Origin of the sequence: Flavobacterium notoginsengisoli (genome assembly GCF_014207905.1) — a bacterium.
In the GTDB taxonomy this organism is placed as follows: domain Bacteria; phylum Bacteroidota; class Bacteroidia; order Flavobacteriales; family Flavobacteriaceae; genus Flavobacterium; species Flavobacterium notoginsengisoli_A.
The window spans coordinates 201141-217619 of sequence record NZ_JACHLB010000006.1; the positions used below are offsets into that span (position 1 = coordinate 201141).

General features: G+C 32.3%; 11 protein-coding genes. 6 read left to right on the plus strand and 5 right to left on the minus strand.

Features of this window, described 5'->3' with window-relative positions:
• Positions 1–51: 51 nt before the first annotated feature.
• Complete coding sequence (locus tag HNP35_RS18255) at positions 52–1311, minus strand: patatin-like phospholipase family protein (RefSeq protein WP_184165294.1); 1260 nt, start codon at positions 1309–1311, stop codon at positions 52–54.
• Positions 1312–1492: 181 nt separating this feature from the next.
• Positions 1493–3373: a molecular chaperone HtpG gene (htpG, locus tag HNP35_RS18260; protein WP_184165291.1), complete on the minus strand. Its 1881-nt coding sequence runs from the start codon at positions 3371–3373 to the stop codon at positions 1493–1495.
• A gap of 201 nt (positions 3374–3574) precedes the next feature.
• On the opposite strand from htpG, the gene HNP35_RS18265 reads away from it, so the two are divergent.
• From HNP35_RS18265 to HNP35_RS18275, 3 genes are all read left to right on the plus strand, one after another.
• Entirely contained in the window at positions 3575–4078 is a 504-nt protein-coding gene (locus HNP35_RS18265; RefSeq protein WP_184165288.1) for a lipocalin family protein, read from the plus strand.
• 19 nt (positions 4079–4097) lie between these two features.
• Positions 4098–4793: an OmpA family protein gene (locus HNP35_RS18270; protein ID WP_184165285.1), complete on the plus strand. Its 696-nt coding sequence runs from the start codon at positions 4098–4100 to the stop codon at positions 4791–4793.
• 106 nt (positions 4794–4899) lie between these two features.
• Complete coding sequence (locus tag HNP35_RS18275) at positions 4900–5853, plus strand: ABC transporter ATP-binding protein (protein WP_184165282.1); 954 nt, start codon at positions 4900–4902, stop codon at positions 5851–5853.
• 289 nt (positions 5854–6142) lie between these two features.
• Here HNP35_RS18275 and HNP35_RS18280 read toward each other — a convergent pair whose 3' ends face one another.
• Positions 6143–8554, minus strand: coding sequence for an alpha/beta hydrolase family protein (locus HNP35_RS18280; protein WP_184165279.1), 2412 nt, complete (start codon positions 8552–8554; stop codon positions 6143–6145).
• Positions 8555–8815: 261 nt separating this feature from the next.
• Here HNP35_RS18280 and HNP35_RS18285 point away from each other — a divergent pair, with 261 nt between their 5' ends.
• Together HNP35_RS18285 and HNP35_RS18290 are read left to right on the plus strand one after the other, a co-directional pair.
• A complete protein-coding gene (locus HNP35_RS18285; protein ID WP_184165275.1) occupies positions 8816–9823 on the plus strand; it encodes a 3-oxoacyl-ACP synthase III family protein in 1008 nt (335 codons plus the stop codon).
• A 137-nt stretch (positions 9824–9960) separates the two neighbouring features.
• A complete protein-coding gene (locus tag HNP35_RS18290; protein WP_184165272.1) occupies positions 9961–10632 on the plus strand; it encodes a copper homeostasis protein CutC in 672 nt (223 codons plus the stop codon).
• 98 nt (positions 10633–10730) lie between these two features.
• On the opposite strand, the gene HNP35_RS18295 is transcribed toward HNP35_RS18290, so the two are convergent.
• Positions 10731–13133: a TonB-dependent receptor domain-containing protein gene (locus tag HNP35_RS18295; RefSeq protein ID WP_184165269.1), complete on the minus strand. Its 2403-nt coding sequence runs from the start codon at positions 13131–13133 to the stop codon at positions 10731–10733.
• Between the two features lie 335 nt (positions 13134–13468).
• Here HNP35_RS18295 and argS point away from each other — a divergent pair, with 335 nt between their 5' ends.
• Positions 13469–15247, plus strand: coding sequence for an arginine--tRNA ligase (argS, locus tag HNP35_RS18300; RefSeq protein ID WP_184165266.1), 1779 nt, complete (start codon positions 13469–13471; stop codon positions 15245–15247).
• A gap of 242 nt (positions 15248–15489) precedes the next feature.
• Here argS and HNP35_RS18305 read toward each other — a convergent pair whose 3' ends face one another.
• Complete coding sequence (locus HNP35_RS18305) at positions 15490–16392, minus strand: DUF6607 family protein (RefSeq protein ID WP_184165263.1); 903 nt, start codon at positions 16390–16392, stop codon at positions 15490–15492.
• Between the last annotated feature and the right edge of the window lie 87 nt (positions 16393–16479).

A 16479-nucleotide genomic window follows, 5' to 3' on the forward strand; every position in this document is an offset into this window, starting at 1 on the left:
TAGTTACAGGATGTTATAACGGATTTTTGAAGAAAAAAGTATAATTAGAAATCAAACCGATTTGTAATAATCACTTTTGGCTTTTCTTATTTTTTTGTATTCTTCCCAATTGAAGCGGTTTAGAAAATCAGCAGCATTTTGCGCACCTCGAATAAATAAATCTATTTTAGCATCTTCGGTCAGATTGAAATTGAGCCAATTATGCATTCCTGTATCTATATAACCTATCAAGTGTTTAAAATCGGGATTCTTTCTTAAAAACTCGGCGTCGTAGCCATATCTGGCGGTGTCAAACATAGAGCTAATGAGATTTGAAAACTTCTCATTGGTATTGATTTCGTTTTTGTCATAACCTAATTTGATTCCGAAAGTTGGAGAGGCAGGAACATTTAAATTTTCATGAAAAATATCAATAGGAAAGTTTGAAATAATTCCGCCGTCCATAAACATAACTTCTGCAGGAACTGAAGTTCTAAGGCATGTTGCTTCATTCCATCGATTCCAAGCATCAATTCCACCAGGAATATTTTTAATTTTGAATGGAACAAAAAATAACGGAATTGACATAGAGGCCCTAACAAAATCGGCAGGGTTTTGAACATCTGGATTTGAGTAAAATAAATCGACCATTTTAGGAAAAACGATTTTACTTTCCGTTGTGATATCGGCTGCAATAATTGCCATTTCGCTCCAATGGTCTACTCTTTTGTATTCTTCTTTTTGGCCCTGATCGTTGATTCGAAATAATTTATTTTTATCTGAAACGCCTTTTTTTCTCAAAGCTTTTAAATCGCCATAATTTCTTATTCCTTTCTGCGAAAGTAAATTGGTCATCCATTGATGAAAGTTATTTCCAGGATTTAATCCCAAATCATCTTTAAAATTATCGACAACCTGAACACCTCTCATAATCAGTTTTAAATTTCCGGCATCACTCAGTAATGCATCAATAAACTGACGGGCATCACGATCTCCATCAACAAAATCGTATAAATTTTTGTTGCAAAGACAATCTAAAATCCATTCTGATTTCTCTACATCACAAGTTCCAGCTGCCGCCATCAACATTGTGTTAATGCTTCCAGCTGATGTTCCTGCCAAACTCAGAAAACGAATTCCCATTTTTTCTAAAACATAAACATATCCAATTAAGGCAATTCCGAGAACGCCTCCGCCTTCCTGAACAAGGTCAACATATTGATAATTATTATTATCAGTAATGTCTGAAAATTTCTTGTTTTTAATATTATCTTTTAAATCGTTGATAATTGCTAGAACCGTCCCGTTTTCTGTAAATTTCTTTTTATCCATGATTTCTAGAATTTTGATTTTGTTTGTGTGATTTTGGTGTAATTGGTTGTTTTTCAAAATTATGCAAAGGGTGTTTTTGAGAAAAGGGGAGATTTGCCCTTTTTTTGAAGGGGATTATATCCAAAAAAAAATCCTGCAAAATTGAATTTGCAGGATTTTTGAAAGTATTCTGTATGAATGATTATTTGATCATTTCAAAACTTCTTTTTACGAAAGCAGTTAAAGCTTCACCTTTTAATAAGTTTTGAGATAATTTAGCTAAATCTAAAGCTTGTTTTACCAAATGTTCTTGGTGTGTCTTGTCTTCTGTATTTAAAATATTCGAAGCCAAATCAGAGTTTGTATTTACAACCAAATTGTACATTTCTGGCATATTACCCATTCCGAACATTCCGCCGCCAGTTTGGCTCATTTCTTTCATTCTTCGCATAAATTCTGGTTGCGTAATAATGAATGGAGCTGCTTGAGAATCCATAGCTTCCAATTGCACGCTGTATGCTTTAGGAATATAAGCCTCTAATGAAGTTTTTAAAGTTGCTTTTTCTTCTTCAGATAATTTAGAAATAGTGTTTTCGTCTTTTTTGATCAAATTATCAATGTGATCAGAGTCTACACGAACAAAAGTTACTCCAGCATTATCATTTTCAATTTTCTGAATTAAATGCGAGATAATTGGAGAATCTAAAAGTAATACTTCGTAACCTTTATCTTTTGCAGCTTCAATATAAGAGTGCTGTGCATCTTTATTTCCGGCATAAAGAACAACCAATTTACCATCTTTATCAGTTTGGTTTTCTTTTAGTTTTTCTTTTAATTCTTCTAAAGTGAAATAAGTATTATCTACAGTTGGGTACAGAACAAATGCTCCTGCTTTTTCGTAGAATTTATCTTCAGAAAGCATTCCGTACTCTAAAACGATTTTAATATCGTTCCATTTTTCTTCAAAATCAGCACGGTTTTCATTGAATAATGCTTTCAGTTTATCTGCAACTTTACGAGTGATATAGTTAGAGATTTTCTTTACTGCACCATCTGCTTGTAAACCAGAACGAGAAACATTTAATGGAATGTCTGGAGAATCGATAACACCTTTCAGCATAGTCAAAAATTCAGGTACAATTCCTTCTACGTTATCTGTAACATAAACTTGGTTTTGGTACAATTGAATTTTGTCCTTTTGGATTTGCATATCTGAACCCAATTTAGGGAAATACAAAATTCCAGTTAAGTTAAACGGATAATCTACATTTAAGTGAATATGGAATAATGGATCTTCAAATTGCATTGGATACAATTCTCTGTAGAAGTTTTTGTAATCTTCATCAGATAATTCAGAAGGCTGTTTTGTCCAAGCTGGATTTGGGTTATTGATGATATTGTCAGTTTCGACAGTTTCATTAATGTAATCTTCTGGAGCATCTTCTGGTTTAGGTAGCGTTTCTGTTCTAGTTCCAAATTTAATTGGAATAGGCATGAACTTGTTGTACTTGTTTAATAAACCGCTGATTTTAGAATCATCTAAGAATTCTAAAGAATCTTCAGCAATATGAAGAATGATTTCAGTTCCGCGTGAAGTTTTGTCAGCAGGTACTAAAGTAAATTCAGGACTTCCGTCACATGTCCAGTGTGCTGCCGGCTCGTCTTTGTATGATTTTGTAATGATTTCAACTTTTTCAGCCACCATAAAAGCAGAGTAGAAACCAAGACCAAAGTGTCCGATAATTCCAGAATCTTTAGCAGAATCTTTGTATTTATCTAAAAATTCTTCAGCTCCAGAAAAAGCAACCTGATTGATGTATTTTTCAACTTCATCAGCAGTCATACCTAAACCTTGGTCGATAATGTGGATTTTTTTACCTTCTTTATCAACTTTTACTTCAATAATTGGGTTTCCGTATTCTACTTTAGCTTCGCCGATGCTAATAAGATGTTTTAATTTTAAAGTAGCATCAGTACCATTAGAAACAAGCTCGCGCAAGAAAATTTCGTGGTCGCTGTATAAGAACTTTTTAATTAAGGGAAAAATGTTTTCTACTGAAACATTAATTTTACCTGTTGCCATATTTTTTAATTTTTTATTTAATGTGATGATATTCATTTATTCAAATAGAATACCAATTGTTTTTTGGGTGACAAAATGTCTTAAATGTTAATTTTGAAAGAAAATAATTAGATTCTAAAACTGAACTTATTTCTACGAATCGTATATTTGTGGTATAATAATTGTTAAACTTGTAAGTATTAACTTAAAAAAATAAGCAAAATGAAGAAGATAATTTTCATTTGTCTGATTTCCACGATGTTTTTTGCATGTAAATCAGCTTCGTCAACAACAGCTTCATCTGAAGCAACAACACTTTCAACTAAACTTGACAAGAAAACTCAAGTAGCCTTAAAAGGAAATTGGGTCCTGACCAATGTAACTTATCCAGGTTCAGATTATATAAAAGTAAATTCTTTTGATCTGGCAGATTCAAAATGTTTTATCGGAAGTACTTGGAGTTTTATTTCAAACAATAACAAGGGGACAATGGCTTTAACAGCGCCAAGTTGTACTTCATTTTCTTCGCCAATTGTTTGGAGTATCAATAGTCAAGGGATGTTTGTCCTTAAAATTCTTGATGCAGGAGAAAAAGCAAAAAAAGTAAGAGATGGTTATCTGCTTAGAGTTGCTGGTGTGACTGAAACTTCATTTCAGCTAATTGATAACATAAATGTTGGTGGTCAGGTAAAAGATGTGACGTACCAATTTCAAAGAGCTAATTAATATTTTAAAAGTATAAAAGATGAAAAAGATAACTGTTTTAGGTTTATGTAGTTTATTGGTATTAACTAGTTTTTTTACTAGCTGTGATTCAGTAAAAAATGCAAATAATACTCAAAAAGGTGCCGGAATTGGTGCTGTTGCTGGAGGTGTAATTGGTGCTGTTTTAGGAAACAATATTGGCCGTGGAGGAAATGCTGCTCTAGGTGCCGCAATTGGTGCTGCCGTAGGTGGTGGAACTGGTGCGCTTATTGGTAACAAAATGGACAAACAAGCTCGTGAAATCGATCAGGCTTTACCAGGTGCTTCTGTAGAAAGAGTTGGAGAAGGTATTCACTTAACATTGAATGAAAATTCAGTTCGTTTTGATACTAACAAATCTACTTTGACTTCGACTGCAAAAGCTAATTTAGATAAATTGGTTCCAGTATTTAATGAATATGGAGATACTGATATTCAAATTTTCGGATACACTGATAACACAGGAAAACCAGAATATAACTTGACACTTTCTGGACAGAGAGCTGCTTCTGTTCAGGCATATTTAGTTGCTAAAGGATTAAAATCTAGCCGTTTCAAAACTTCAGGTTTAGGAATTGCTGATCCTATTGCAACAAATGATACTCCAGAAGGAAGAGCACAAAACCGTCGTGTTGAATTCTCAATTACAGCAAACGACAAAATGGTAAATGACGCTAAAGCAGAAGCTGGAAAATAATTTCAAAACAAAATAAAATATAAAAAAAGCTGTTTCATAATTGGAGCAGCTTTTTTTTGACATTAGAAATTAAACATTGTAAATTTGACCTCTCATATTACAACTCATGCTTGACATTCAAAATATATCTTTTTCATATACAGATAATACTCCAGTTATCAAAGACGTCTCTTTTACCATTAACAAAGGTGAAAATATTGCTATTATAGGAGAAAGCGGTTGCGGAAAAAGTACACTTCTTAAACTTATCTATGGTTTGTACGATTTAGACGAAGGAAAAATCTTTTACGGAGATAAGCCTATTTTAGGCCCAAAGTTCAATTTGATTCCTGGAATGCCTTATATGAAATATCTAGCTCAGGACTTTGATTTGTCTCCATATGAAACTGTAGCAGAAAATGTTGGTAAATTTCTTTCGAATGGTTTTGCCAATATGAAAAAATTGCGTGTTCAGGAACTGTTGGAAATGGTCGAGATGGAGCAGTTTTCTAATGTAAAAACAAAATTTTTAAGTGGAGGACAACAGCAAAGAGTGGCGCTGGTTAGAGTTTTGGCTTTAGAACCAGAAGTTATTTTACTAGACGAACCGTTTAGTCAGATTGATGCTTTTAGAAAAAATGCTTTGCGCCGAAATTTATTCCGTTATTTAAAACAAAAAGGAATTACCTGTATAATAGCTACTCATGACAGCACAGATGCTTTGTCTTTTGCAGATGAAGCTATTGTAATGCGTCATGGCGAAGTCATAAAAAAAGGTAATCCAACTAAGATATATGAAGATCCGCAGATAAAATATGTGGCTTCTCTTTTTGGTGAAGTGAATGAGGTGGCAACACATTTATTGCTGCCGTATGAAGATGAAACACATAAAACATTGGTTTATCCGCATCAGTTTAAAATGGTCTCAGAATCTAGATTGAAAGTGAAAATTAGAAGAACCTATTTTAGAGGAAGTCATTTTTTGATTGAAACGGTTCATAAAAGACAATTGATTTTCTTTGAAAGTGAAATCGATCTGCCATTAGAACAAGAAGTGTTTCTAGTTTTAAATTATTTATAAAGACAAAACCTGTAGGGTATAAAAATATTCCGTAGGAATATCTCGTTGGAAGAATAAAGTATTATCGTATATTTTGTGTCCTGTAGGGACACTTGATTTTCTAAACGAATAACAATCTAGCTCACCAATCAAACGTTACTATGGAATGTGTAATAACTCTAATCCAAATTTAATTCTACCAACGAAACATTCCTACGGAATGATTCTGTTCAATAGAAAATATATTAAAAAAAAGAAACCCGATTGATTTCTAAAATCTGTCGGGTTTCTTTTTAATAATTGATGAGAATTAATTTTTCAAATACTTTTCTAGGAACTGATCTTGTTCCCAAAGTAAGTGAAGAATATTTTCTTTAGCAGCATAACCGTGAGATTCTTTTGGAAGAATAACCATTCTTGCTGGCGCTCCTAATCCTTTTAAGGCTTGAAAGTATCTTTCTGTCTGCAAAGTAAAAGTTCCTGGATTATTATCTGCTTCACCATGAACCAGTAAAATTGGCGTTTTCATTTTGTCAGCATTCATAAAAGGAGACATTGCGTTGTAAACTTCTGGAACTTCCCAATAATTTCTTTGCTCTGTCTGAAATCCGAATGGAGTTAAAGTTCTATTATAAGCACCGCTTCTTGCAATTCCGCACGCAAAAAGATTAGAGTGCGTTAATAAATTGGCAGTCATAAATGCTCCGTATGAGTGACCTCCAACAGCTACTTTTTTACGGTTAATGTATCCTAAAGCATCAACTGCATCAATTGCAGCAGCAGCGTTGTCTACTAATTGAGAAATAAAGTTGTCGTTTGGTTCTGTTGTTCCTTCTCCAATAATTGGGAAAGCAGCATCATCTAAAACCACATATCCTTTTGTTACCCAATATATAAATGAAACATAGCTAGGAAATGTGAATTCATTAGAATTTTGAGTCGATTGCGAAGCACTATTTCTGTCTTTATATTCTGCTGGATAAGCCCAGATTAATAAAGGCAATTTTTCTTTTTTAGCTTTATCATAACCAGCAGGAAGATATAAAGTTCCTGAAAGTTCTAAACCGTCTTTACGTTTGTATTTTATAACTTCTTTTTCGACATTTTTAATGCTTTCGAAAGGGTTTTTAAAATCAGTAATTTGGGTTAAGCTGTTTTGTTTTTTTATATTTCTAAAATAGTAATTAGGATATTCGGTTTTAGATTGAATCTGTACCAAAATTTTTCCAGACTTAAAATCTTCAATTTCATAAATATCTTCTTTTTTATCTTTATAAGGAGAAGTATAAATACGTTTTGATTTTAAAGATTCTAGATTGAATTCATCAACAAAAGGAAATTGTCCGTTTTTTGTGTAACCTTCTCCAATTCTGTAAAGATTGTTTTTTTCAATAGCTAAAACATATTTGTTGTAAGCATTTTTCTTTGTTTCAAAAACTCCAGGATCTGAATAAGCATCTTGCGAATTTCGATCTGTAATTAATTTTGGTTGTTGACTCGGATTTGAAGGATTTATCAAATAAGTTTTAGTATTTCTTGTATCGTACCATTCATCAGATACTACAGCCAAATTATCATTCCCCCAAATAATATCACTGAAACGTTGAGGTGTTTTTACCAATGATGTAGCATCTTTGTCAAAAGGAGCTTCCCAAAGGAAAACTTCATCTCTAAAATCTACTTTTTTAGCTGGATCACCTTCATCTAAAGCTACTGCATAAGATAATGTTGCTGGTTTGTCATTTCTCCAAGCCATTTCTCTTTTTCCTTTACGAACAGCCATAAAACCTTTTGGCATGATTTCGTTTAGCGGAATTTCGTTTACGGTTTTAATTTCTTTACCACTTATATTGTATACAATGGTTTTTGATGGAAATCTATTTAACGGAACAACATAAGAAAATGGTTTTTGAATCGTAGTCAGCATGATATAATTTCCATCAGGAGAAATTCTTTCTCCAGCAAACATGGCTGCTTCTTTAAATAAAACGGCATCACCATTTAATTTTACTTTATATAATTCCGAAGTTATGCTGTTTTCAAAATTTGCTTCGTCATTTTTGTTTTTCAGCATATCAGGATACGTTCTGTTTTGCGATTTTTCTCCTGATGTATTTGAAATAATCGGACCCGTTGGTAAATCCTTTTTTGAATCTAAAAGTGCCGGTCTGTTTTTTGGAAGCATTTTAACTAAAATGGTTTCATTGTCTAAAAACCAGTTAAACGGATTTCCAAGATTGGCATTTACATTTGCTTCTGTAAGTTTTGTAGCTTGCGCTGATGCGACATCTAAAACCCAAAGTTCTACACCAGAAGTAGCAGTATGAGAAAAAAGGATTTTTTTATCGTTTGGTGACCAAAGAATGTTAGCAATTTTAGGACTTTCAGGAAGACCTTTTACCTGAACCTCTTCTTTACCGCTAATTTTTCTCAGTTTAAGATTGGTTACATAAGTTACGGTGCTAGAAATATTAGTAACGGGATTAATTCTCAAACCTGCTAAACGAACTTCATCCTGATTTAAATCATCAAGAGTTTTATATGTATTTCGATAAGTTAGCAGCATATTTTCCTTTTTCGTATCCATCAATACAGATGGAGGTCTCTGGTAGTCTGCTAAATCTAAAATGCTTTTAGAAGGTTTTTGATAAGTTAGATTCTCTTGTGCATAAGAGAAAAAGCTTATGTTTAAAAATAAGAATAGCGTAACCTTTAATTTCATAATTTGAATTTTAGTGGTTTATAAATGGGATTCAAAATGTTTGACTAAGATACTTTCATCTTGTTACATTTTATATCTGATTTTAAATTTTTTTCAGTTTTTGTAACAGAAAGCTGTTTTTTCAAAAAGCAAATGATAGTATCTGGCTTTATTATTAGAATATATTAAATTGCTAATTACGAAAAAAATAGTATTTTGTATACGTATATTTTAAAGTATGCGTAAATTTGCATTCCAATTTTTAATAAATAATAATAGAATATGTATCATTCAAAAATAGCTGGTTTAGGATATTATGTTCCTTCTAATGTAGTGACTAATGATGATTTGTCTAAGATAATGGATACTAATGACGAATGGATTCAGGAAAGAACTGGAATTCAGGAGAGAAGACACATTATTCGTGGAGAAGACACTACAACTTCAATGGGAGTAAAAGCAGCTAAAATTGCAATCGAGCGTTCTGGTATCGCCAAAGAAGATATTGATTTTGTAGTTTTTGCTACATTAAGTCCAGATTATTATTTTCCAGGTCCAGGAGTTTTGGTTCAAAGAGATTTAGGTCTTAGAACTGTTGGAGCTTTAGATGTTAGAAATCAATGTTCAGGATTTGTTTATGCAATTTCTGTGGCAGATCAATATATAAAAACCGGAATGTATAAAAATATTTTGGTAATTGGTTCAGAAGTTCATTCTACAGGATTAGATATGACAACACGCGGACGCGGTGTTTCGGTAATTTTTGGAGATGGAGCAGGAGCAGCGATTTTAAGCCGTGAAGAAGATTTAACAAAAGGAATTCTGTCAACACACTTGCATTCTGAAGGAGAACATGCTGAAGAATTAGCTTTGCAGGCACCGGGAATGGGAGCACGTTGGGTAACAGATATTATTGCAGACAATGATCCGAATGATGAAAGTTATTATCCTTATATGAATGGACAATTTGTATTTAAAAATGCAGTTGTACGTTTTGCAGAAGTAATTAATGAAGGATTGGAAGCAAACGGTCTTCAAGTTTCAGATATTGATATGTTAATTCCGCATCAGGCCAATTTGAGAATTTCGCAATTCATTCAAAATAAATTCAAATTGACAGATGATCAAGTGCATAATAATATTCAAAAGTACGGAAACACAACGGCAGCATCTATTCCGATTGCTTTGACAGAAGCTTGGGAACAAGGAAAAATCAAATCTGGAGATACTGTAGTTTTAGCGGCCTTCGGTAGTGGATTTACTTGGGCAAGTGCTATTATTAAATGGTAAAATAATCATCTTACATTATATTTTTTTAAAACCTGCTTCATCTTTCGAAGCAGGTTTTTTTATACTTTAGTGTTGGAATTTAAAATGCACAACTTTGTCTTTTTAAAAGGACAAAACAGAAGAAATTATTTTATTAAATGAAAAAAAATCAACTCGAAATAGCTTGCTTTAATTATGAGTCTGCGATTATTGCACAGGAAAATGGTGCAGATAGAATTGAATTATGTGAAAACATGAAACTGGGAGGGACAACACCAAATTCTATTTTGGTGGTTAAAGTCCGCGAAAGCGTAAATATTAAAATGCATGTTATTATTAGACCTCGCGGAGGAGATTTTGTTTATTCTGATGAAGAGCTTACAGAAATGAAACAAGATATTAAGCAATTTAAAAAATTGGGAGTTGATGGTTTTGTTTTCGGAATCTTAAAAGAAAATGGAAAAGTAAACAAAAAGCAAAATAAAGAGTTGGTGCATTTAGCACATCCATTATCTTGCACATTTCATCGTGCGTTTGATGTGGTTAAAAATCCGGAAAAATCATTGGAAGCGGTTATCGATTGTGGTTTTAAAACGATTTTGACTTCTGGTCAAGGTATAAATGTTGAAGAAGGAATTTTGGCTCTGGAAAGACTTCAAGAATTGGCTGGAGATCGAATTGAAATTATGCCAGGTGGAGGTTTGAGATCTTCAAATATAAAGCTGTTACAAGAAAAATTAGATCTCACTTTTTATCATTCATCAGCGATAACAAACAATACAGAAATTGCAAATCCTGAAGAAATTAAGGAAATCCGCAATTTTTTATAAACTTGTAAAAATAAAAAAAGTCTGGAGTTGGCATCTCCAGACTTTTCTTCTACAAAAAATTATTCTAAAATTATTAAAAAATTCTTGCAATAAGACGATTAGAACATTCCGCCACCGTCTTTATTAGTGTTGTCATCTCTTTGTTTACGCTGTAAGTTTTTGATTTTTCCTCCGCCAAAGTTGTATGTTAAACCTAAATAAACTGTTTGGCTTTCCCAAGTAAACTGACCAGTTTGTGGATAAGGATAAATACCATCAAATGAGAATTTCATTGTATTGAAAACGTCATTAAAACGTACGCTGATATTCATTTTGTTGTCTAACAAAGTATAGCGTGAACCGATATCAATTTTATACATCTCATTTCTTTTTTGCTGAATCTCATCAACAGGACCTCTGAAAAAACCAAATAATAAAAAGCTTAAACGTTTTGTTGGTTTAAAGTTTGAGTTCATACGTGCATTGAACGCTGAAGTTGTAACATGGCGTTCTAAAGGTGTACTTAGATTAGTCGCTGGATCATATTCGAAAACTACCCCCTGTTGTTTAATACTTGAAAAATCAATTGCTGGTTGAATATCCCACCATTTAGTGATTTTATAGTTAAGCGAAACATCAAAACCATACGCAGTATTGTGGTCAAAATTTGTAAAACCTAAGATTTGTTTTTCAGAAGGATCGTCTGGATCTGGTCTTAAAGTTCTGCTGATTTGATCGTTAATAGCTCTTACAAATACACCTGCAGTGATGCTTCCTTTTTCAAGAGTTTTAGTGTAATTTACTTCCACTGAGTTTGTAAACTGAGGTCTTAATTCTTGATTTCCGTATGAAGTCACCAATGGAGTAGAAAATTCACGAATAGGTTTTGTCTGTTCTAAACTTGGGCGATCGACACGACGGCTGTAGCTTAATTGTAAAACATTTTTTTCATTCAAATTATACGTTAAATAAGCAGATGGATATAATGTAATATAATCGTCATCAAATTTTTTCTGACCAGGATCTAAAAAAGACTTTACATTATAACTCTCAAAACGTGCTCCTAATTGGTAACTGAATTTTTTGTATTTCTGACCAAAAGTTACATATGCAGAATAAATATCTGTATCATAAGTGTAAGTAGAAGGCGTAAATGCAGGATTTGTTGTGTTGTAAATATTATCTGTCCTTGTTATTCTCGCTTCAGCACCAGCTTCAAGAGTTGTTTTCTCATTCAAAGGATTTACGTAATCAACGTTAAAAGTTCCTAATTTTCTGCTTTCATGAATATAATCATTGTAAACAGTATTACTGATTGCATTTGCAGGAGTTGTAGTTTGAGTGTCAAAATTTGCATTTTGAGTTTCGATAGTTCTACTGTAATTTCCTTCGAAATCTAACGTATGTCCTTCTTTTTTAAAGATATGTTTGTATGCTAAATTATAAGTTCCCGTTTCGTTAGGTCCTTGATATCTTGATTTCTGATAAATGTTTTTAATGTCCGGATCACCGTTATTATAATCAATGTCAGTATTTACAATACCAGTTCCAGTAGATTTGTTTTGATTGGTATAGAAAGATAAAGTATTGTGATCATTGATTAAATAATCCATACCTACTTTATATAAATAATTGTCATTATCGTTAGAAATATCTAATTTTTGAACCACATCTTGATCTAATCTCTGGATATGGCCATCGTTAAAATAGGTTCCAAAATTATTTCCAGCATTACCAAAGAAATTTACTTTCCCTGTTTTGTAGTTTAAATCTAAAGACTGATTGTATTTTGCTGTTTCACCAAAAGTGATTCCGCCGCTGTAAGTTCCATTAAATCCAGTATTTGCATTTTTGTGCAAGATGATATTAATAATTCCAGACATTCCTTCTGGATTATATTTGGCACTTGGATTTGTAATCAATTCAATTTTTTTAATAGAAGTTGATGGAATCTGTTTCAACAACTGTGCAGGATCAATATTCGATGGACGCCCGTCGATTAATACACGAACATTATCATTTCCGCGAAGCGAAAGTTTTCCGTCTTGATCTACGTTTACAGAAGGAATATTGTTCATAATATCCGATGCCGAAGCTCCCGCTGTTGTTAAATCTTTACCAACTGTCACAACTTTCCTGTCGATTTTTTGTTCAATTGTAGAACGCTCTGCAACAATGTTTACACCTTTTAGTTGAGTTGCTTCTTCTTCAAGAGAAACATTTACAGTTGCAGATTTTTTGTTTTCGCTCAAAAGAACAGAACCTACATATTTTCTAAATCCGATATATTGGATTTCGATTGTATAACTTTTTAAAGCTATGTTTTTAAATGAAAAGTCTCCATTATCGTCTGTATTTACGCCAGATACTACTTTTCCATTTTCTTTAAGAGAAACTGTCGCATAAGAAATAGGCGCTCCGTTTGCTTTCTCTGTAATTTTCCCAGATACATTTCCTGTATTCTGGGCTTGTGCTGTTGCGATTACCCCCAATAACGCGAACAGAAAGATTTTTAATTTCATGATTTTTACTGATTATTTTTGATTTGATTGATGATGATTGTGTTAGTTACTTTTTTGTTTTTTTCTTTTTTGATTTTTAACTTCAGAAATAAATTTGAAGTCTCTATTAAGACTCTTTTGTGTTTAATATGTTACAATAAATTGTAAAAAAAAGTTTTAAAATTTTTGTATCCCTTGTTTTGTAAGAGATTAAGCTTTTGATTTTTTGATAATTTTAACAATTCAAAAAACTGATTTTTTATGAAATTCTAATCCTTTTCCTGAATTTAATATGTTTTTGATTTTCTCTAATTGATGAATAAGCAGTATCTTTGCTCACTTTAAAATAAGTTTACATGTCATTACCACAAATTCTTACACCTTCTATACAAAAAGCAATACAAGCATTATTTGATGTTACTGTTGATAAAATTGAGTTTCAAACTACCAGAAAAGAGTTTGAAGGCGATATTACAATGGTCATATTTCCATTGTTGAAAGTAATTAAAAGTAATCCGGCAGAATTAGGAAATAAAATTGGAGATTATCTAGTTGAAAATGTTTCTGAAGTTGCGCGCTTTAATGTAGTTTCAGGCTTTTTGAATATTGTAATTTCAGATAGTTATTATGTGAATTTCTTTAACGGAATAAAAGACGGTAAACAATTTGGTTTTGTTCAGCCAAACCCTGCTGAAAAAGCAGTAATGGTAGAATATTCTTCACCAAATACAAATAAACCTTTGCACTTAGGACACGTTCGTAACAACTTGTTAGGATATTCTGTCGCAGAAATTTTAAAGGCTTCTGGTAAAAAAGTATATAAAACTCAAATTATCAACGATAGAGGAATTCATATCTGTAAATCGATGTTGGCTTGGGAGAAATTCGGAAACGGAGAAACTCCTGAAACTTCTGGTTTAAAAGGCGATAAATTAGTTGGAAAATACTATGTTGAGTTTGATAAAGCTTATAAAAATGAAATTAACGGTTTAATCGAAACTGGTAAAACAGAAGAAGAAGCAAAAAAACAAGCGCCAATTATTATTGAAGCACAAGATATGCTTAAGAAATGGGAAGCTGGCGATGAAAAAGTGATTGAGCTTTGGAAAAAAATGAACGAATGGGTTTATGAAGGTTTCGCAACGACTTACACCAATCTTGGAGTTAATTTTGATAAATATTACTACGAAAGCAACACCTATTTATTAGGAAAAGATGTTGTTCAAGTAGGTTTAGATAAAGGTGTTTTCGAGAAAGATCCAGACGGTTCTGTTTGGATTGATTTGACTGATGAAGGTTTAGATCGTAAAATTGTTTTACGTTCTGATGGAACTGCCGTTTATATGACGCAAGATATCGGAACTGCAATTCAGCGTGTAAAAGATATGCCAGACGTTGGAGGAATGGTTTATACTGTTGGAAATGAACAAGATTATCACTTTAAAGTGTTGTTCTTAATCTTGAAAAAATTAGGTTTTGACTGGGCTTCAAGTCTATATCATTTATCATACGGAATGGTTGATTTACCATCTGGAAAAATGAAAAGCCGTGAAGGAACTGTTGTCGATGCAGACGATTTGATGCAAGATATGACAGATACAGCAAAACAGATTTCAGAAGATTTAGGTAAACTTGATAGTTATTCTGACGAAGAAAAAGCGAAATTGTACAAAACAATTGGTCTTGGAGCTTTGAAATATTACATTTTAAAAGTAGATCCAAAAAAACGTATCCTATTTAATCCAGAAGAATCTGTAGATTTTGCTGGAAATACAGGACCATTTATTCAATATACTTATGCCAGAATTCAATCTATAATTCGTAAATCGGATTTTGATTTTTCTACTAAAATTGAAATTGAAGAAATTCATGAAAAAGAAAAAGAATTGGTAAAACAAATTGAACTTTTTCCAGAGGTAATTCAGAACGCAGCACAAAATCACAGTCCAGCTTTAATTGCCAATTATACTTACGATTTGGTAAAAGAATATAATTCATTCTACCAATCTGTTCACATTTTAGGAGAAGTTGACTTAACGAAAAAGATTTTTAGAGTTCAACTTTCTCAAAAAGTTGCTGAAGTTATCAAGTCAGCATTTCAATTATTAGGAATTGAAGTTCCAGAGAGAATGTAAGAATAAGCATATAAGAAATGAAAAAGCCAATAGTTCGAAAACTATTGGCTTTTTTTATTGTTTTTATGGCTTATAAAGGTATTTTGTGTGTAGAGAGAGGTATACTTTTATGCTAATTATTTGAATAATTTATAGAGTAAAATACTTCTAACTTTTTTAAATAGTTTGGATTAGTGAATTTCAACAATAAAAAAGCCGGAAGTCTCAAAACTTCCGGCTTTTCTAATAACAATTAATTCTAATTACTTAACAAATTTGTCAATGATTTTATCTGTTTCTGCTTTTGCAGTATCTGGTTTTAAATCAAATAATAAAGAGTAAAGTGCTTTTCTGTCTACTTTAGCCTCTAAGTTTAAGTCTTTGTGTCTGTCAAAAAGAGTTTGCCATTTATCACGAACGTTTTTCCAAAGAGCATTGTTTTCTGCCCACCATTTTTGTCCAGCAACACATTTAGAATCATCTACTTTAGTGTAAACGTCAAATCCTTTTTCTTGAGCTAACAAAACATCTTTTCCAGCATCGTCACGAACCAATTTGTCGTTATCTTGCTCATGATTCCATCCTGTAGCAGTGATTTCGTGAATGTTTCTTCTTTTTAAAACATTATAATCGTTACGTTTTGTTTGCTCTCTTCTAGGAAGTGGCGCATCTGCAACGTTTGCCCAATAATCTTTTCCGTCAACATGAACCCAAGTTGAAGAACCTTCATAACGAGGACTATCATCTACTTGATATACTTTCTGAGTCCACTGACCTTTAACGGCTTTTTTGTCTAATTTTTTGTATTTCCAAGAAGTTCCTTTGTCAAAAGAATATAAGTCTGTGTTTTCGTATAACCAATCTTGTCTCCAGTGTTTGATAATCATTTCAGGACTTACAATTAATAAGTGCTGCATTACAATTTTGTTAGGAGTGTCTTCTATTAATTGTACCCATTCTAAAGCAGATTCGTGTTTTGTTTCAGAAGGTTTGTATGTAAGTGAATCTTTTGGATATGAGAATGTTTCAGTAAAATTGAACTTCACTTCATAACAACCACACATTGATTTAATAGACTTAATATCTTGTTGTTTCTTGTCCTGACTAAAACCAAGACTGCATGTTAAAGCCACAGCGGCTGACATTAAAAGACTTTTCGAAATCATAACTTATTGTTTTGTTTTTAAATTTTTTGCAAATATATAAATTTAATTTAGAATAGTTAAAAATAGTTATATATTTGCATCGATTAT